Genomic DNA, 16,980 nt, shown 5'->3' on the forward strand with positions numbered 1-16,980 from the left:
CCCGTGTACTGGATGTACTCGGGTGATCCGACAACGCGGCGAGGTGCCGTGCCAGGCGTCGCGCGCCCGACGGGAATTGTCAGACACGCCCTAGGTGTGCTGTCCGGGCAGCGCGTCCGAGGAGGCGCGGCCTCTCACAGGCTCCAGCGGCGCAGTTCCCGTGCGATGTCGTGGACCGAGGCATCACCGGTCTTGGCCAGTCGGGCCAGGTCGCGGACCTGCTCGGGCGTGGTCACGACCTTCGCTCCGCTCGCCACCAGATAGGCGTAAGCGACGGCGCACGCGAAGAGGGCGTTCGAGCGCTCCAGTGCCGGGACGTGCAGCAGGAGTTGCAGGAGCGCCGCCGCGCGGGCGTGCGGCGAGTCGTAGACGGGGACGTCGAAGATCCGGGCGTCGTGGCGTGCCACCGCCGCCACCAGGGCACCCCAGTCGGTGACCTGGGGGTCTCCGGGGGTCTTCTGCTCGGCGATCATCAGGAGCCAGGCGAGGTCGATCGTGAGGTCGCTCAAGGGGTCAGCGGCGGCCTTCACGGGTGCCGCCCTCGCGGAGCGTGCCGAACTCCTCCGCGAAGACGTTCTCGTACTGCTTCATGAAGTCGGCGGCGGCCTCGACGAACGTGTGGCCCACCTCGCCGGTGTCCTGCCTGACCAGTTCCTCGATGTAGCGGTTGACGCTCATGCCGCGCGCGGTGGCGCGTTCGCGGGCGGCCTTGGCCGTGCCCTCGTCGACGCGCACGTTCAGCTGGGTCTTCGCCATACCTCGAAGCTAGCGCCGATCCGCTAGCACCGGCAAGGGCGGACGGGAACCGAAAAGTCGTACCGGGTGTGCGCCCGGTCACACTACGCTCGGTCGGGACGTCGGCACGGCATGTCCACGCGAGCGAGGAGGCAGTCTTGTCCACACCTGCTGCGCAGCACGCCCCCGGTCTGTCCTCGGCCGAGGACCTCGCGGCCCGCGCCCGGGGGCTGACCAAGGCGTACGGCTCGGGCGATACGGCCGTGCTCGCCCTGGACGCGGTGGACGTGGACGTCGTCCGCGGGCGGTTCACCGCGGTCATGGGTCCGTCGGGCTCCGGGAAGTCCACGCTGATGCACTGCCTGGCCGGACTCGACACCGTGTCCGCCGGTCAGGTGTGGCTGGGCGGCACCGAGATCACGGGGCTGAGGGAACGGGAGCTGACCCGGCTCCGGCGGGACCGCGTCGGGTTCATGTTCCAGTCGTTCAACCTGATCCCGACCCTGAACGCCGTCGAGAACATCACCCTGCCGATGGACATCGCCGGCCGGAAGCCGGACCGGAAGTGGCTGGACCAGGTCGTCGACGCGCTCGGTCTGCGCGACCGCCTCGGGCACCGGCCGTCCCAGCTCTCCGGCGGCCAGCAGCAGCGCGTGGCCTGTGCCCGTGCCCTCGTCTCCCGGCCCGAGCTGATCTTCGCGGACGAGCCGACCGGCAACCTGGACTCGCGCGCCGGTCTGGAGGTCCTCGCGTTCCTGCGCCGGGCGGTGGACGACCTGGGTCAGACCGTCGTCATGGTCACCCACGACCCGGGCGCCGCCGCCCACTCCGACCTCGTGCTCTTCCTCGCCGACGGGCGGATCGTGGACGAGATCGAGCGGCCCACGGCGGAGGCGGTGCTGGAACGCATGAAACGGTTCGACCTGATCCGCTCCCGGTCCGGCACCGGCACCGCCACCGGCACCAGTGGCACCGCCACCGCCACCGCCACCGAGAAGGACTGAGCGGGTGCTGAAGGCGACGCTGCGGAGCTTCCTCGCGCACAAGGGACGGCTGCTGCTGTCCGCCCTCGCCGTGATGCTGTCCGTGGCCTTCGTCGCGGGCAGCCTGATCTTCTCCGACACGGTGACACGGACCTTCGACCGCCTCTTCGCGTCCACGTCGGCCGACCTGACGGTGGAGCCGAGGGACGACCTGAACGCCTCCGTGCCGACCGGCGCGGCGCAGACCCTGCCCGCCGCCCTCGCCGGCCGGGTGGCCGCCGTCGACGGGGTCGCCTCGGCGCACGCCGACGTCAGCGTGGAGAACATCACCGTCGTCGACGGCGAGAACGAGTCCGTCGGACCGACCACCGGCGCGCCCACCGTCGCGACCGACTGGTACCTCACCGACCGCAGCCCGGTGGAGCTGACCGCGGGGCGCGCCCCGCGGGGCGACGGCGAGGCCGTGCTCGACGCCGACACCGCCGGCAGGAAGGGCGTGCGGACCGGCGACACGCTGACCGTGATGGCCCAGCCGGGCTCGTTCCGGGTCGAGGTCGTCGGCATCGCCACCTTCAAGACCACCAACCCCGGTGCCGCCCTGGTCTTCCTCGACCCGGAGATCGCCGCGGCCCGGCTGCTGGGCTCGGCGGACCTGGCCACGGGCATCTCCGTCCGGGCGGCGGCGGGGGTGGCCGACGCGGAGCTGAAACCCGCGGTCGCCGCCGCGCTCGGCGCCGGGCCCTACGACGTGCGGACGGCCGATGAGCAGGCGAAGTCGGCGGCGGCGGAGCTGGGCGGGTTCCTCGACGTCATCAAGTACGTGATGCTCGGGTTCGCCGGGGTCGCCGTGCTGGTGGGCGTGTTCCTGATCGTGAACACGTTCTCGATGCTGATCGCCCAGCGCACCCGGGAACTGGGCCTGCTGCGCGCCCTGGGCGCCGACCGCCGCCAGGTACGGCGCTCCGTCCTCACCGAGGCCGTGCTGCTCGGCCTGGTCGGCTCGACGCTGGGCCTCGCGGCCGGCATCGGACTGGCGGCGGGGCTGATCCGGCTCATGGACGCCTTCGGCATGAACCTCAGCACCGCCGAGATGGTCGTCGGCCGGGCCACCCCCGTCTCGGCGTACGCCGTGGGCGTCGGCGTCACCTTCGTGGCCGCCTGCCTCCCGGCCCGCCGCGCGGCCACGGTGTCGCCGATGGCGGCCCTGGCGGACGGGGACGTGACCGGCGTGGACCGGCCGCTGAGGGCGCGCGCGGTGGCCGGGGCCGTCGTCGGCGTCCTGGGCGCGGCCGCCCTGGCGGGCTGCGCGACCGCGTCACGGACGGCGGCCGCGGCCGCCCTGCTGGGTCTCGGCGTCGTCCTCACCCTGATCGCCACGGTCGTCGCGGGCCCGCTGCTCGTGCGCCCGGTGATCCGGGTGCTCGGCGGGGCCTTCCCGGCCCTGTTCGGTCCGATCGGCCGGATGAGCCGGCGCAACGCCCTGCGCGATCCGCGCCGCACCGGCGCCACCGCGGCCGCGCTGATGGTGGGCCTCGCCCTGGTGGGCGGCATGTCGGTGGCGAGCGCCTCGATGTCGAAGTCCTTCGACCGGCAGATCGACGAGACGCTGGGCGCCGACTTCGTGATCCAGAACACCAACCTCACCCCGTTCTCCCGGGAGGTCACCGACCGGGTCCGCGACACCGAGGGGGTGGGTGTCGTCGTACGGCAGCGGTTCGCGCCGGTCGCCGTACGGCTGCCGGACGGCGAGCGGGTGAGGACGACGGCCGCCGGGTACGACCGCCGGGCCGACGAGGTCGCCCGGGTGACGTACGCGCGCGGGAACACCGCCGCCGCGCTGGCCGACGGGGCGGTCGGCATGGACGTCGACTTCGCCGAGGAGCACGGCGTGCAGGTCGGCAGCGTGGTCCCCGTCGAGTTCCCCGGCGAGCGGACCGCTTCCTTCCGGGTGGGCGCGCTCACCGACCAGGACACCGCCGAGGGCTTCGGGATGGAGGGCGGCCTGGTCTTCGGCATCGGGACGGTCGAGACGTACGTGCCGGGCGGGCAGGACTCCGTGCTGTACGTCAACGCGGCCGCCGGCACGGACGCGGACGAGCTGCGTTCCCGGCTGGAGCGGACGCTCGACCCGTATCCGCAGGTGCAGGCACGTGACCAGGCCGACTACAAGGAGCTGGTGCACGATCAGATCGCCGTGCTGCTCTACCTGGTGTACGCGCTGCTCGGCCTCGCGATCGTCATCGCGGTCCTCGGCGTGGTCAACACCCTCGCGCTGTCGGTGGTGGAGCGGACCCGGGAGATCGGACTGCTCCGGGCGATCGGGCTGTCCCGGCGGCAGCTGCGCCGGATGATCCGGCTGGAGTCGGTGGTGATCGCGGTGTTCGGCGCGGTCCTGGGGCTGGTACTGGGGCTGGTGTGGGGCGTGTGCACCCAGCGGTTGCTGGCCCTGCAGGGCATGAAGGCGCTGGCGATCCCGTGGGGCACGATCGTCGCGGTCGTCGTCGGCTCGGCGGTGGTGGGCGTGGTGGCGGCCCTGCTGCCGGCGCTGCGGGCCTCGCGGATGAACGTGCTGTCGGCCATCGCGCACGACTGAGGACGCCGGCCGGCCGGCGCCGATGCCGCGCCGGCCGGGGAGGGCGGCACGGTCTGGAGCAGCCGTGGGTCGGCGTACGGCGGGCCCTGCCGTGCTCGGCGCGCCGGCAGGGCCGGGCGGTCGGCGCCACCGGACGGCCCGTACGCGGCCGGCACCGCCGGGAACCCGGGACCGTTCTGCACACCCTGCGGCCGGGACCGGTCGGCGCCGCCGGGAAGTCCGGGGCCGGTCGGCACACCCTGCGGCCGGGACCGGTCGGCGCCGCCGGGAAGTCCGGGGCCGGTCGGCGCGGCCGGGGGCAGCCGGTGCCTCCGGGAAGCCGGCGCCCGGCGCGGAACGGGCGGCGGGCGTCCGGCGGGGAACGGGCCGCGGGCGTCCGGATGCTGGAATCCGGCGCCCGGGTGTTCCCCGCGTGATGGGATCGCCCCATGTCTGATCTGCGGATACGGGCCGCAACGCCCGACGACCTCGACACCGTGCTGGCCTTCTGGAAGACCGCCGCCGAGGGCACGAGCATCAGCGACGACCGCGAGGGCGTGGAGCGGCTCGTCGCCCGCGACCCCGGGGCGCTGATCCTGGCGGAGCGCGGCGGTGAGCTGGTGGGCACGGTGATCGCCGGTTTCGACGGCTGGCGCTGTCACCTCTACCGGCTGGCGGCGCATCCGGCGTACCGCCGTCAGGGCATCGGTGCGGCGCTGCTCGCCGCCGCGGAGGAGCGGTTCGTCCGGCTCGGGGGGCGGCGCGCCGACGCGATGGTGCTGACGCGCAACGAGACGGCCCATCATGCGTGGCGTGCGGCGGGGTACACGCCCGAGGAGAAGTGGCGGCGCTGGGTGAAGCCGCTGACCGGCTGAGCCGACGGCGCTCCGGTCGGGCGGCCGGGCCGGGGCGGCCGACACCGCTCTTTGCCGACCCTTTACCCTTGGGGGACCGTGCACACCGTGCGGTCCCCTTCAACGAGTTCTCGAAAGGTGTGAGCCTCCGCCCATGGGCGAGCCTCCTGGTCCCCGACGTCGCGCGATCCTCCCCCTCCTGCCCGATCATGGGACGGAGGTGAACCGGTGATGGAACTGCTGTTGCTGTTGGTGGCGATCCTGCTGTCGCTCGCGTGCGGTGCCTTCGTCGCAGCCGAGTTCTCGTTGACCACGGTCGAACGCGGCGAGCTGGAGCGGGCCGTCGAGCGCGGCGAACGCGGCGCGGCCGGTGCTCTCAAGGCCGTCCGCAACCTGACCTTCCAGCTCTCCGGCGCCCAGCTCGGCATCACCGTCACCAACCTGGTCGTCGGCATGCTCGCCGAACCCTCGATCGCCAAATTGATCTCCGGGCCGCTGGAGTCGGCCGGCCTGCCGAGCACGACCGCGAGTTCCGTCGCCCTGGTGCTGGGCACGGCGCTGTCGACGGTGTTCCTGATGGTCGTCGGCGAACTGGTGCCGAAGAACTGGGCGATCTCCACCCCGCTGGCCATGGCCAAGCGGGTGGGCAACGCGCAACGCTTCTTCAGCGCCGCCTTCCGGCCGTTCATCAGCCACCTGAACAACACGGCCAACCGGGTCGTCCGCCGCTTCGGCCTGGAGCCCGCCGAGGAGCTGGCCTCCGCCCGCGGCCCGCAGGAACTGGCGGCGCTGGCCCGGCACTCGGCCCGGCAGGGTGCCCTGGAGGCGGACACCGCCGAGCTGTTCGTGCGCACCCTGAACCTGGCCGACCTGACCGCGGAGAACGTGATGACCCCGCGCGTGCAGGTCATCGCCCTCGACGCCCAGGCGACCTGCGAGGACGTCGCGAACGCGACCCGGGCGACGGGCCTGTCCCGGTTCCCCGTGTTCCGCGGTGGCCTGGACACCGTCGTCGGCACCGCGCACATCAAGGACGTCCTGGCCGTCCCGGCGGAGCAGCGGGCGCGCGTGCCCGTCGCCGAGCTGATGCGCGAACCCCTGCTGGTCCCCGAGTCCCTGACCGTGGACCGGCTCCTGGACCGGCTCTCCGGCAAGCGGACGATGGCCGTGGTCATCGACGAGTACGGCGGTACGGCGGGCGTGGCGACCCTGGAGGACATCGTCGAGGAGGTCGTCGGCGAGGTCCGTGACGAGCACGACCCGCACGAGACGCCCGACCTGGCCCACGCGGGCACCGACGACGAGGGCCGCCGGATCTACTCCGCCGACGGCGCCGCGCGCACCGACCAGCTCGCGCGGGTCGGCCTGCACACCCCCGAGGGCCCCTACGAGACCCTCGCCGGGCTGGTCGCCACCGAGCTGGGCCGCATACCGGCCGTCGGCGACAGCCTGGACGTGGCCGGCTGGCGCATGGACGTCGTCGACGCGTCCGGCCGCCGGGCCGCGCGCGTCCTGCTGCACGCCCCGCTCGCCCAGGACCACGTGGAAGGGGCGGACCAGTGACCGCCGTCCAGCTGCTGATCGGCCTGGCGACCCTGGTCGTCAACGCCTTCTTCGTCGGCGCGGAGTTCGCGCTGATCTCCGTGCGCCGCTCCCAGATCGAGCCGTACGCCGAACAGGGCGACCGGCGTGCCAAGAGCGTGCTGTGGGGCCTGGAGCACGTGTCCGCGCTGCTGGCGGCCGCCCAGCTCGGCATCACGCTGTGCACCCTGGTCCTCGGCGTGGTCGCCGAACCGGCGATCGCGCACCTGCTGGAGCCGGTGTTCCACGCGGTCGGCGTCCCCGAGGGCGCGGGCCACGTGGTGTCCTTCGTGATCGCGCTGACCCTGGCGACGTATCTGCACATGCTGCTGGGCGAGATGGTGCCGAAGAACATCTCGCTCGCCGAACCGGTGCGCAGCGCTCTGCTGCTCGGACCGCCGCTGGTCACGCTCTCCCGGGCGCTGCGGCCGGTGATCTTCACGGTCAACGCCTTCGCCAACGGCCTGCTGAAGCTGCTGCGGGTCGAGACGAAGGACGAGGTCACGGCCACGTTCTCGGACGCGGAGCTGGCGCAGATCGTGCGGGACGCCGGAGAGGCGGGCCTGCTCGACGACCGCGCCCAGGAGCGTCTGCACGACGCGCTGGAGCTGGGCCGCCGCCCGGTGCGGGACGTCGTCCTGCCGCTGGAACGCGTCGTCTACGCGCGCGTGGGGGTCACCCCGGAGGAGCTGGAACGGCTCGGCGCGGAATCCGGGTTCTCCCGCTTCCCCGTCGTCGACGAGGGGCGCCGGATCGTGGGCTACCTGCACGTGAAGGACGCGCTGGACGCCTCGCCGCGCGACGAGCCGTTCCGGGTGCGGGACCTGCGGCCCATCGCCCGGGTGCGCGAGACGACGCCGCTGGACGACGTCCTCACCGCGATGCGCGGCAGCCGCACCCACCTGGCGGCCGCGCTCGGCTCCGACGGGCGGCTCGCCGGGCTGGTCACCATGGAGGACGTGCTGCGGGAGCTGTTCGGGCAGCGGGCCTGAGAGCGGGCGGCGGGCGGACCTGAGACCGGGCGGCGGGGGTGACCGACCGCTGGGTATGGCGTGCGGGTTACCATCGCTGACGCCATGCAGACGAACACCACTCCCCCGCACTCCAGCCTGGTCGCGGTCGGCGACTCCTTCACCGAGGGCATGTCGGACCTGCTGCCCGACGGCACCTACCGGGGCTGGGCGGACCTCCTCGCAGGCCGGATGGCCGCGCGCACGCCCGGCTTCCGGTACGCCAACCTCGCGGTGCGCGGCAAGCTGATCGGCCAGATCGTCGAGGAACAGGTGCCGGTCGCGGCCACCATGGGCGCCGACGTCATCACCCTGGTCGGCGGCCTGAACGACACCCTGCGGCCCAAGTGCGACATGGTCCGGGTACGGGACCTGCTGACCGAGGCCGTGGAGCGGCTGGCCCCCTCCTGCAAGCAGCTCGTACTGATGCGCAGCCCCGGCCGGCAGGGCCCGGTGCTGGAGCGGTTCCGGCCGCGCATGGAGGAGTTGTTCGCCTGCGTCGACGGCCTCGCCGCCCGGCACGGCGCGCTGGTCGTCGACCTGTACGGCGCCCCCTCCCTGGGCGACCCGCGGATGTGGGACGTGGACCGGCTGCACCTGACGGCCGAGGGCCACCGCCGGGTCGCCGAGGCGGTCTGGCAGGGCCTCGGGTACGACCCCGAGGACACCGGGTGGCACGAGCCGATGCCCGCGACCGTGCCGCCGGCCTGGGTCGCGCGGCGGGTGGCCGACGCCCGGTTCGCGCGCCGGTACCTGCTGCCGTGGATAGCCCGCCGTCTCACCGGCCGTTCCTCGGGGGACGGCATGCCGCCGAAGCGGCCCGACCTGCTGCCGTACGAGGGCCCGCGGGCGTAGCCGCGCGTGACCCGGGTCTCGTAGGTTCCGCCGAACGGGGCCACGGCGCCGGCCTGCAGGAATCGCCAGTAGAATCCGTACACGTGACTTCCGCTCCCGCCAAGCCCCGCATCCCCAACGTCCTCGCCGGACGCTACGCCTCCGCCGAGCTCGCCACGCTCTGGTCGCCCGAGCAGAAGGTGAAGCTGGAGCGTCAGCTCTGGCTCGCCGTGCTGCGGGCCCAGAAGGACCTCGGGATCGAGGTGCCGGACGCGGCGATCGCCGACTACGAACGCGTCCTCGACCAGGTCGACCTGGCCTCCATCGCCGAGCGCGAGAAGGTCACGCGGCACGACGTGAAGGCACGGATCGAGGAGTTCAACGACCTCGCCGGGCACGAGCAGGTCCACAAGGGCATGACGTCCCGCGACCTCACGGAGAACGTCGAGCAGCTCCAGATCCGGCTGTCGCTGGAGCTGGTCCGCGACCGTACGGTGGCGGTGCTGGCGCGGCTGGGCAAGCTGGCCGGCGAGTACGGCGAGCTGGTCGTGGCCGGCCGCTCGCACAACGTGGCCGCCCAGGCCACCACGCTGGGCAAGCGGTTCGCGACGGCGGCCGACGAACTGCTCGTGGCGTACGGGCGGGTCGAGGAGCTGCTCGTCCGCTACCCGCTGCGCGGCATCAAGGGCCCGGTCGGCACCGCCCAGGACATGCTCGACCTGCTCGGCGGCGACGCGGGCAAGCTCGCGGAGCTGGAGCAGCGGATCGCCGGGCACCTCGGCTTCTCGCAGGCCTTCACCTCCGTCGGCCAGGTCTACCCGCGCTCGCTGGACTACGAGGTCGTCACCGCGCTGGTGCAGCTGGCGGCGGCGCCGTCGTCGCTGGCCAAGACCATCCGGCTGATGGCCGGGCACGAGCTGGTGACCGAGGGCTTCAAGCCGGGCCAGGTCGGCTCCTCCGCGATGCCGCACAAGATGAACACCCGCTCCTGCGAGCGCGTCAACGGCCTCATGGTGATCCTGCGCGGCTACGCGTCGATGACCGGCGAGCTGGCGGGCGACCAGTGGAACGAGGGCGACGTGTCCTGCTCGGTGGTGCGCCGGGTCGCGCTGCCGGACGCGTTCTTCGCGCTCGACGGTCTGCTGGAGACGTTCTTGACGGTGCTCGACGAGTTCGGCGCCTTCCCGGCCGTCGTCGCCCGTGAGCTGGACCGCTACCTGCCGTTCCTCGCCACCACCAAGGTCCTGATGGGCGCGGTGCGGGCGGGCGTGGGCCGGGAGCTGGCGCACGAGGCGATCAAGGAGAACGCCGTGGCCTCCGCGCTGGCCATGCGCGAGCAGGGTGCCGAGCGCAACGAGCTGCTGGACAAGCTCGCCGCCGACGAACGCATCCCGCTGGACCGCGCGCAGCTCGACGCGCTGATGGCCGACAAGCTGTCCTTCACGGGGGCCGCCGCCGACCAGGTGGCGTTCGTCGTCGGCCGGATCGAGGAGATCGTGAAGCAGCGGCCGGAGGCCGCCGGTTACACCCCGGGGGCGATCCTCTGACCCGCTTCACCCAGGCGGAACTGGAGGCCGCCCGCGACCGTCTCGTGCCGGACGTCGTCGCGGGCGGCCTGCGGGTGCTCTTCTGCGGCATCAACCCGGGCCTGATGTCGGCGGCGACCGGCCACCACTTCGCCCGGCCGGGCAACCGCTTCTGGCCGGTGCTGCACCTGTCCGGCTTCACACCCAGGCAGTTGAGACCGGCGGAGCAGCGGGAGCTGCTGTCGTACGGGCTCGGCATCACCAACGTGGTGGCGCGGGCGAGTGCGCGGGCCGACGAACTGACGGCGGAGGAGTACCGCGAGGGCGGCCGGCTGCTCCGGGAGAAGGTGGCCCGGCTGGAGCCGCGCCGGCTGGCAGTGGTGGGCGTGACCGCGTACCGGGTGGCGTTCGACGACCGTACCGCCCAGGTGGGGCCGCAGGAGCGGACGATCGGGGACACGCGCGTGTGGGTGCTGCCCAATCCCAGCGGGCTGAACGCCCATTGGACGACGGCGACGATGGCGCAGGAGTACGCGCGGCTGCGGGTGGCGGCCGCGGAGTGACCTGCGGGCCTCCGCCGGGGGAAGGGCCACCGGCCGAGGCGGGCCGGTCCCGGTGACGGGCAGGAGCCGGTGACGGGCAGGAGCCGGTGACGGGCAGGAGCCGGTGACGGGCAGGAGCCGGTGACGGGCAGGAGCCGGTGACGGGCAGGAGGAGCCGGGTCTCGTCGTCCCGGACGGCGCCGGGGGCCCAGCCCGTTCAGGCGTCCCGGCGCCGCAGCCGCCAGGCCCCCGCCGCGAGGGCCGCCGCCGTCCACAGGGCGGTCACCGTCAGCCCGGTCCACGGTCCCAGGGCACCGTCCCACGTGCCGTGGAGGGCGATCTGGCCGGCCCGGTCGGGGAGGAGGTCGGCGACGGAGCCGGACATGTCGCCGACCACGAAGGACACCATCAGCAGGAACGGGACGAGGATGCCGAGCGTGGCGACCCCGCTGCGCAGCACGGCCGTCAGACCGGCGGCGAGCAGGGCCATCAGCGTGAGGTAGAGGCCGCAGCCGACGGCCGCGCGCAGTCCTTCGGCCGTGCCGAACCCCGCCGTCCGTCCCCCCGGTGCCTCGCGGCCCACGGCCCAGGTCAGCAGGCCGGTGGCCAGGCCCACGGCCAGGACGGGCAGGGCGATCGCCGTGGCCTTGGCGGCGAACCAGCGGCCGCGGCGCGGGACCGCGGCCAGGGACACGCGCAGCGCGCCGCCCTGGAACTCGGCCGCCACCGCCGTCGTCCCGAAGGCCACCGCAGCGATCTGGCCGAAGCTGACGCCGAAGAAGGCGGAGAACAGCGGGTCGGTGTCGGCCGCGTCGGTGTCGGCGGCGGCGAGCAGGGAGAAGGCGACGGTGGCGAGCAGGACCGCGCCCAGGGTGGCGGTCTGGGACCGCAGCGTACGTATCTTGATCCACTCGGCGTGGAGTGCGGGCGTGAATCCCATGGTCAGGCCTCCTGGGGAGCGGCCGCGAACTCGGTGTCGGCGGCGGTCAGACCGAGGTAGGCCTGTTCCAGCGTGCCTTCCTCCGCGGTCAGTTCGAGCAGCGGGACGCCCGCCTCGGAGGCGAGCCGGCCGATGTCGTCCACGCGCGCGTGGTCCACCGTCCAGTGCCCGTCGGCGTGGGCGACCCCCTCGTGCCCGTGCCGGGCCAGGGCCTCCGCCAGGGCGGCGGGGTCGGAGGTGCGGACGCGGACCCGGGGCCGCACGCGCGCGTCGACGAAGTCCCGCACGGGGGTGTCGGCCAGCAGACGGCCCCGTCCGAGGACCACGAGGTGGTCGGCGAAGGCGGCCGTCTCGTTCATGAGGTGACTGGAGACCAGGACGGTGCGCCCCTCGCCCGCGAGCCGGCGCAGCAGCCCGCGGATCCAGACGATGCCTTCGGGGTCGAGGCCGTTGGAGGGTTCGTCGAGCAGCACCACCCCGGGGTCGCCGAGCAGGGCGGCGGCGATGCCCAGCCGTTGCCGCATGCCGAGGGAGTACGTCTTCACCCGGCGGCGCGCGGCCGTCGCCAGCCCGGTCTCCTCCAGCACCTCGTCGACCCGGCGGACGGGGATGCGGTTGCTCGCGGCGAGGGCCCGCAGGTGGTCGCGGCCGGTGCGGGAGCCGTGCGGGGCCTGGGCGTCGAGCAACGCCCCGACGTGGCGCAGGGGTTCGGGCAGCGTGGCGTAGGGGCGGCCGCCGATGCCGGCGGTCCCCGAGGTCGGCCGGTCGAGGCCGAGGACGAGGCGCAGGGTGGTGGACTTGCCGGCGCCGTTGGGGCCGAGGAAGCCGGTGACGCGGCCGGGCAGGACCCGGAAGGTGAGCCGGTCCACGGCCCGCCGGGGGCCGTACTCCTTGGTGAGGTCGTGGACGTCGATGCTGGTCATGGCACCACGGTGGCCGACGCACCCGCTGCCGGGCCTCCCCCGCCGGTGGGGTTCGTCTCCCCCGCCCGGGGGAGGTGGCCTGTCGGTGGTGCCTGTCACGATGTGCGCATGGGCCGCTTGCTGCGCCCGCTGCTGCGGGGGACGACGTACACACGACTGGTGCACCTGTGGGTGCCGATGCTGGTCGTGAGCGTCTGGATGTTCATCGACCCGTCGAGGCCGTGGGTGCCGGCGCTGGCCCTGGTGCCGGTCGGGCTGATCCCGGCGGTGCGCACGGGTGAGGGAGTGCAGGCGCAGTTGCTGCTGACGGCGGGCGGGCGGGACCCGGCGTTCTCCGTGACTCCGGCGACGGCCTGGCGGGACCGGCTGCGTACGGTGCTGTGGCTGGAAGTGCGGATGGCCCTCGGGCTGGTGACGGTCTTCGCCTGTGTCCGGCTGCCGATCATCGCCTACCAGCTGGCCGGGACGGCGCGCGGGCGCGTGCCCGACGACGTCCCGGTGCTCGCCGGGGCGACGCCGCACTGGTGGTACGCCCTCCTGGTGCCGCTGCCCCTCCTCGCCTGGTACGGACTCGTCGTCGGGCTGGGTGCGGCGGCCGCCTCGCTGGCGCGGCTGCTGCTCGGGCCGTCCGCGGGCGAGCGGCTGGCGGCGTTGGAGGAGCGCACCGAGCAGCTCCTGGAGCGCAACCGCATCGCGCGCGAACTGCACGACTCCATCGGCCACGCCCTGACGGTGGCCGTGGTGCAGGCGGGCGCGGCACGGGCGGCGGGCGATCCCGCGTTCACCGACCGGGCGCTCGGCGCGATCGAGGAGACCGGCCGGGCCGCGCTGGAGGACCTCGAGCGGGTCCTCGGGGTGCTGCGCGAGGCGGAGCGGCCGGTGGGCGCCCGGCCGACGCTGGCCGAGGCCGACCGGCTGCTGGAGTCCGCGCGCGCGTCGGGCGCGGAGGTGGACGCCGAGCTGACCGGGCCGCTGGAGAGCGTGCCGGGCCCGGTGTCCCGGGAGGGCTACCGCATCCTCCAGGAGGCGCTGACCAACGCGCTGCGGCACGCGGGCTCCGTTCCGGTCCGGGTCAGGGTCGAGGTCGCCGCGGCCCGGCTCCGCCTGGAGGTGCGCAATCCGCTGGCCGCGGGCGTGTCCGCCGCTCCGGTGCGCGGCAGTGGGCTGCGGGGCATCCACGAGCGGGCCGCGCTGCTCGGCGGGCGGGCGGCGGCCGGCCCCGACGGGGGCGACTGGCAGGTGCGTGCGGAGCTGCCGCTGCGCTGATCTACGCTGACCGGATGCCGATCACCGTGCTCCTCGTCGACGACGAACCCCTGGTGCGTGCCGGGCTGCGGGCCGTGCTGGAGGCGCAGCCCGACATCGAGGTCGTCGGGGAGGCCGCGGACGGGGCGGCGGTGATCCCGCTGGTGCGGCGGCTGCGGCCCGACGTCGTCGCCATGGACGTGCGGATGCCGTTGATGGACGGGATCGAGGCCACCCGCGCGGTGCTGCGGACGGTGGAGGGGCCGCCGAGGATCCTCGTCGTGACGACCTTCGAGAACGACGAGTACGTGTACGAGGCGCTGCGCGCGGGGGCGGACGGGTTCCTGTTGAAGCGGGCCCGGCCCGCGGAGATCGTGCACGCGGTGCGGCTCGTCGCCGAGGGCGGGTCGCTGCTGTTCCCGGCGTCGGTACGGCGGCTGGCCGCCTCGTACGGCGGGGGGCCGGGGAACCGGGCGGCGCGGGACCTGCTGGAGCGGGCGCGGCTGACCGAGCGGGAGGCCGAGGTGCTGCGGCTGATGGCGGGCGGGCTGTCCAACGCGGAGATCGCCGCGCGGCTGGTCGTCGGCGCGGAGACCGTCAAGTCGCACGTGAGCGCGGTGCTGGCGAAGCTGACGGTCCGCGACCGCACGCAGGCGGTGATCACGGCGTACGAGTCGGGGTTCGTCGCGGCGGGCCGGACCGGCGGGTGAGGCGGGCCGGTGCGCCGCCCGCGCTCGCCCGGGTGCCGCGCGCCGAGTACGATCCGCCCCACACGCGCACGAGCTGGGAGGACGGACGTTGGGGCGGCTGACCGGCGGGGATCCCTCGCTGTTGCGAAGGATCAATTCCGCGGTGGTGCTGCACGCGTTGCGTGCCGCCGACTGCGCGACGCTGACGGAGATCACGCGGGTGACGGGGCTGTCCCGGCCGACCGTCGAGGGGGTCGTCGAGGACCTCGTAGGGGCCGGTCTCGTCGTCGAGAAGGCCGCCGAGGAGGGCGCCGCCCGTCGGCAGGGGCGTCCGGCACGCCGGTTCCGGTTCCGGGCCGAGGCCGGTCACCTGCTGGGTCTGGAGATCGGGGCGCACCGGGTGGCCGTGCTCCTGGCCGACCTGGACGGGCGGGTGCTGGGCGCGCAGGCGAAGGACGTCGCCGAGTCGGCGCCCGCCGACGAGCGGCTCGAACGGCTGCGGACCGCTGTCGCCGAGCTGCTGCGGCGGGCCGGGGTCCCGCGCAGCTCCCTGCGGGCCGTCGGCGTCGGCACGCCCGGCATCGTGGAGGCGGACGGGACGGTACGGCTGGGTACCGCGCTGCCCGAGTGGACGGGGCTGCGGCTGGGCGAGCGGCTGAGCCGTTCCTTCAAGTGCCCGGTGCTGGTGGAGAACGACGCCAACGCCGCGGCCGTGGCCGAGCACTGGAAGGGTTCCGCCGCCGAGTCCGACGACGTCGTGTTCGTGCTGGCCGGGCTGAGTCCGGGCGCGGGTTCGCTGATCGGGGGGCGGCTGCACCGCGGGTACGGCGGGGCGGCCGGGGAGATCGGCGCGCTGCACCTGCTGGGGCGCGGGGTGACGCCGGAGACGCTGCTGTCCACGACGGACGAGCCGCTGCACCCGCTGGACGAGCAGGCGGTCGCCGAGGTGTTCGCGCAGGCCCGCGAGGGCGACCAGCGGGCGCGGGCGGCCGTGGAACGCTTCATCCAACGGCTCGTCCACGACGTGGCCGCGCTGGCGCTCGCCCTCGACCCCGAGCTGGTCGTGGTGGGCGGCTGGGCGGCGGGGCTGGACGGCGTACTGGAGCCGCTGCGGCGGGAGTTGGCGCGCTACTGTCTGCGTCCGCCGAAGGTGGCCCTGTCCCTCCTCGGGGAGGCGGCCGTGGCGACGGGGGCGCTGCGGCTGGCCCTCGACCACGTCGAGGAGCAGCTCTTCGCGGTGGAGGGCACGGTGACGGGCCGCGTGTGAGGCGTGTTCCGCGGTCCGGGAGGCGGCGCGCCCCGGAGTCCTTCCGGGGCGCGCCGGCCGGGCGGCCGGGGGCCGGGTGCAGGCCGTTCGGGGAGCCTGCCGTGCGGTCGCCGGGCGGTCAGGACGCCTGGCGTTCCGGGCCGTGGTGGATCTCCACGTTGCCGGAGGCGCCGAAGGTCAGACGGCAGGTGTCCGCCCGGTAGGTGGCCACGGAGAGTGCCGCGGTGCGGCCCTGGGCGAAGAAGCGGGTGGTGACGACGAGGACGGGTGCGCCGGGGAGCCGGTCGAGTTCCTTCGCGTCGTCCGCGCGGGCCGAACCCAGTTCCACCGCGCGGTCCTGGCCCTCCAGCGCCGGACGCCGCAGTTCGCGCAGCACCGCACGCGCGCGTGCGGCCCCGGACGGGGTGTCGATCGCGGTCAGGTCGGGCACCGACGAGCACGGGACGTAGAGCAGTTCCGCGGCGACGGGCCGGCCGTGGGAGACCCGCGAGCGCCGCACGACGTGCACGGCCTCGTCGCGGTCGGTGCCCAGTGCGTCGGCGACCGCCGCCGGCGGCGTCGCGACCGTGCAGTCGACGGGCTGCCAGGCGTCCTCGGACGCGCCGGGCCAGGACTGCCCCTCCGTGCCGACGTCGACGCCGACCCGGGGCGGCGCGACGGTGGTGCCGACGCCTCGGCGGCGCTGCAGACGCCCCTCCAGTTCGAGCTGCTCCAGGGCCTGCCGGAGCGTGGCGCGGGCGACGCCGAAGCGCGCGGCCAGGTCCCGCTCGTTGGGCAGGATCTCGCCCACGGCGAACTCCGAGTCCAGTGCCTCGCTGAGCACGGTCCTCAGGTGCCAGTACTTCGGTTCCGGTACCGATTCCAGTTGCGTGGTCCCCACCCTGTCCTCCGCAATCGCCGTGATACGGCGGCTTTTTCGCGCCCTTGTTTATTAAAGGTTGTTGTACTTGTCTGCGACCATAGGGCGGCCCCCACCCTTGGTCAAGACCAATCCTCCAACCCTGGGGAAGCCCACGGGTGTCCGGCGCACGAGGGTTCACGGGGCGTTCGCACGCGGCCGTTCCCGTGACGCCACGGCAAAGCCCCCGTCGCGCCCGCGGAGGGCGCCGGGAGCCGGGAGCCGGACGGAGTGCGGGCCGCGCCCGGACGGCTCACCCCACCGGGGGCTACCCGCCGGTAGCAATTGCTGACAAGCTGTCTGCGCGAACGGCAGCCCGTCCGGCTGTCCGGCCGCTCGGCCGGCCGCCAGCCACCGGCCGTACCGCCGTCGGCCCGTCCG

Annotated in this window: 16 protein-coding genes; 11 read left to right on the forward strand and 5 right to left on the reverse strand. The window is 74.3% G+C overall.

Features of this window, described 5'->3' with window-relative positions; translation table 11 throughout:
* Nucleotides 1-134 precede the first annotated feature (134 nt).
* A complete protein-coding gene (locus tag ACH4N1_RS33025; RefSeq protein ID WP_398103780.1) occupies nucleotides 135-509 on the reverse strand; it encodes a fic family toxin-antitoxin system, toxin component in 375 nt (124 codons plus the stop codon).
* A gap of 4 nt (nucleotides 510-513) precedes the next feature.
* Nucleotides 514-756, reverse strand: coding sequence for a toxin-antitoxin system HicB family antitoxin (locus tag ACH4N1_RS33030; protein ID WP_398103783.1), 243 nt, complete (start codon nucleotides 754-756; stop codon nucleotides 514-516).
* A 137-nt stretch (nucleotides 757-893) separates the two neighbouring features.
* Here ACH4N1_RS33030 and ACH4N1_RS33035 point away from each other — a divergent pair, with 137 nt between their 5' ends.
* The 8 genes from ACH4N1_RS33035 (at nucleotide 894) to mug (ending at nucleotide 10,658) form a co-directional block, all read left to right on the forward strand.
* Nucleotides 894-1,739: an ABC transporter ATP-binding protein gene (locus ACH4N1_RS33035; RefSeq protein ID WP_398103786.1), complete on the forward strand. Its 846-nt coding sequence runs from the start codon at nucleotides 894-896 to the stop codon at nucleotides 1,737-1,739.
* Between the two features lie 4 nt (nucleotides 1,740-1,743).
* Entirely contained in the window at nucleotides 1,744-4,311 is a 2,568-nt protein-coding gene (locus ACH4N1_RS33040) for an ABC transporter permease (protein ID WP_398103789.1), read from the forward strand.
* A gap of 428 nt (nucleotides 4,312-4,739) precedes the next feature.
* Nucleotides 4,740-5,165 (forward strand): GNAT family N-acetyltransferase, encoded by a 426-nt coding sequence (locus ACH4N1_RS33045; protein ID WP_398103792.1) that lies wholly within the window; start codon nucleotides 4,740-4,742, stop codon nucleotides 5,163-5,165.
* Between the two features lie 207 nt (nucleotides 5,166-5,372).
* Nucleotides 5,373-6,707 carry a hemolysin family protein gene (locus ACH4N1_RS33050; RefSeq protein WP_398103795.1) on the forward strand — a complete coding sequence of 445 codons (1,335 nt, stop codon included), beginning with the start codon at nucleotides 5,373-5,375 and terminating at the stop codon, nucleotides 6,705-6,707.
* Nucleotides 6,704-7,717: a hemolysin family protein gene (locus tag ACH4N1_RS33055; RefSeq protein ID WP_398103798.1), complete on the forward strand. Its 1,014-nt coding sequence runs from the start codon at nucleotides 6,704-6,706 to the stop codon at nucleotides 7,715-7,717. Before ACH4N1_RS33050 ends, ACH4N1_RS33055 begins: the two co-directional genes overlap by 4 nt.
* A gap of 84 nt (nucleotides 7,718-7,801) precedes the next feature.
* Entirely contained in the window at nucleotides 7,802-8,590 is a 789-nt protein-coding gene (locus ACH4N1_RS33060; protein ID WP_398103799.1) for an SGNH/GDSL hydrolase family protein, read from the forward strand.
* A gap of 83 nt (nucleotides 8,591-8,673) precedes the next feature.
* Entirely contained in the window at nucleotides 8,674-10,116 is a 1,443-nt protein-coding gene (gene purB / locus ACH4N1_RS33065; protein WP_398103801.1) for an adenylosuccinate lyase, read from the forward strand.
* Nucleotides 10,113-10,658: a G/U mismatch-specific DNA glycosylase gene (gene mug / locus ACH4N1_RS33070; protein ID WP_398103897.1), complete on the forward strand. Its 546-nt coding sequence runs from the start codon at nucleotides 10,113-10,115 to the stop codon at nucleotides 10,656-10,658. Before purB ends, mug begins: the two co-directional genes overlap by 4 nt.
* A 196-nt stretch (nucleotides 10,659-10,854) precedes the next feature.
* Here the strand turns inward: mug and ACH4N1_RS33075 are convergent, their stop codons facing one another.
* Together ACH4N1_RS33075 and ACH4N1_RS33080 are read right to left on the reverse strand one after the other, a co-directional pair.
* Nucleotides 10,855-11,577, reverse strand: coding sequence for an ABC transporter permease (locus ACH4N1_RS33075; protein WP_398103804.1), 723 nt, complete (start codon nucleotides 11,575-11,577; stop codon nucleotides 10,855-10,857).
* A gap of 2 nt (nucleotides 11,578-11,579) precedes the next feature.
* Nucleotides 11,580-12,500, reverse strand: a complete 921-nt coding sequence (locus ACH4N1_RS33080; protein ID WP_398103807.1) for an ATP-binding cassette domain-containing protein — start codon at nucleotides 12,498-12,500, stop codon at nucleotides 11,580-11,582.
* A 108-nt stretch (nucleotides 12,501-12,608) separates the two neighbouring features.
* Here ACH4N1_RS33080 and ACH4N1_RS33085 point away from each other — a divergent pair, with 108 nt between their 5' ends.
* The 3 genes from ACH4N1_RS33085 (at nucleotide 12,609) to ACH4N1_RS33095 (ending at nucleotide 15,701) form a co-directional block, all read left to right on the forward strand.
* Complete coding sequence (locus ACH4N1_RS33085) at nucleotides 12,609-13,766, forward strand: sensor histidine kinase (RefSeq protein ID WP_398103810.1); 1,158 nt, start codon at nucleotides 12,609-12,611, stop codon at nucleotides 13,764-13,766.
* 14 nt (nucleotides 13,767-13,780) lie between these two features.
* Nucleotides 13,781-14,455 (forward strand): response regulator, encoded by a 675-nt coding sequence (locus ACH4N1_RS33090; RefSeq protein ID WP_398103813.1) that lies wholly within the window; start codon nucleotides 13,781-13,783, stop codon nucleotides 14,453-14,455.
* 88 nt (nucleotides 14,456-14,543) lie between these two features.
* Nucleotides 14,544-15,701: an ROK family transcriptional regulator gene (locus ACH4N1_RS33095; protein WP_398103815.1), complete on the forward strand. Its 1,158-nt coding sequence runs from the start codon at nucleotides 14,544-14,546 to the stop codon at nucleotides 15,699-15,701.
* A 118-nt stretch (nucleotides 15,702-15,819) separates the two neighbouring features.
* Here ACH4N1_RS33095 and ACH4N1_RS33100 read toward each other — a convergent pair whose 3' ends face one another.
* The gene (locus tag ACH4N1_RS33100; RefSeq protein WP_398103818.1) at nucleotides 15,820-16,581 is read right to left on the reverse strand and encodes a GntR family transcriptional regulator; all 762 of its coding nucleotides are present in this window, start codon (nucleotides 16,579-16,581) and stop codon (nucleotides 15,820-15,822) included.
* Nucleotides 16,582-16,980: the final 399 nt, after the last annotated feature.

This window comes from Streptomyces sp. NPDC017202, from assembly GCF_044331705.1.
Classification (GTDB): domain Bacteria; phylum Actinomycetota; class Actinomycetes; order Streptomycetales; family Streptomycetaceae; genus Streptomyces.

Bases quoted from the DNA above. Each gene is read 5' to 3' on its own strand.
- ACH4N1_RS33030 (WP_398103783.1), bottom strand. From the start codon at position 756: ATGGCGAAGACCCAGCTGAACGTGCGCGTCGACGAGGGCACGGCCAAG.
- ACH4N1_RS33045 (WP_398103792.1), top strand. From the start codon at position 4,740: ATGTCTGATCTGCGGATACGGGCCGCAACGCCCGACGACCTCGACACC.
- ACH4N1_RS33060 (WP_398103799.1), top strand. From the start codon at position 7,802: ATGCAGACGAACACCACTCCCCCGCACTCCAGCCTGGTCGCGGTCGGC.
- ACH4N1_RS33075 (WP_398103804.1), bottom strand. From the start codon at position 11,577: ATGGGATTCACGCCCGCACTCCACGCCGAGTGGATCAAGATACGTACG.
- ACH4N1_RS33080 (WP_398103807.1), bottom strand. From the start codon at position 12,500: ATGACCAGCATCGACGTCCACGACCTCACCAAGGAGTACGGCCCCCGG.
- ACH4N1_RS33085 (WP_398103810.1), top strand. From the start codon at position 12,609: ATGGGCCGCTTGCTGCGCCCGCTGCTGCGGGGGACGACGTACACACGA.
- ACH4N1_RS33090 (WP_398103813.1), top strand. From the start codon at position 13,781: ATGCCGATCACCGTGCTCCTCGTCGACGACGAACCCCTGGTGCGTGCC.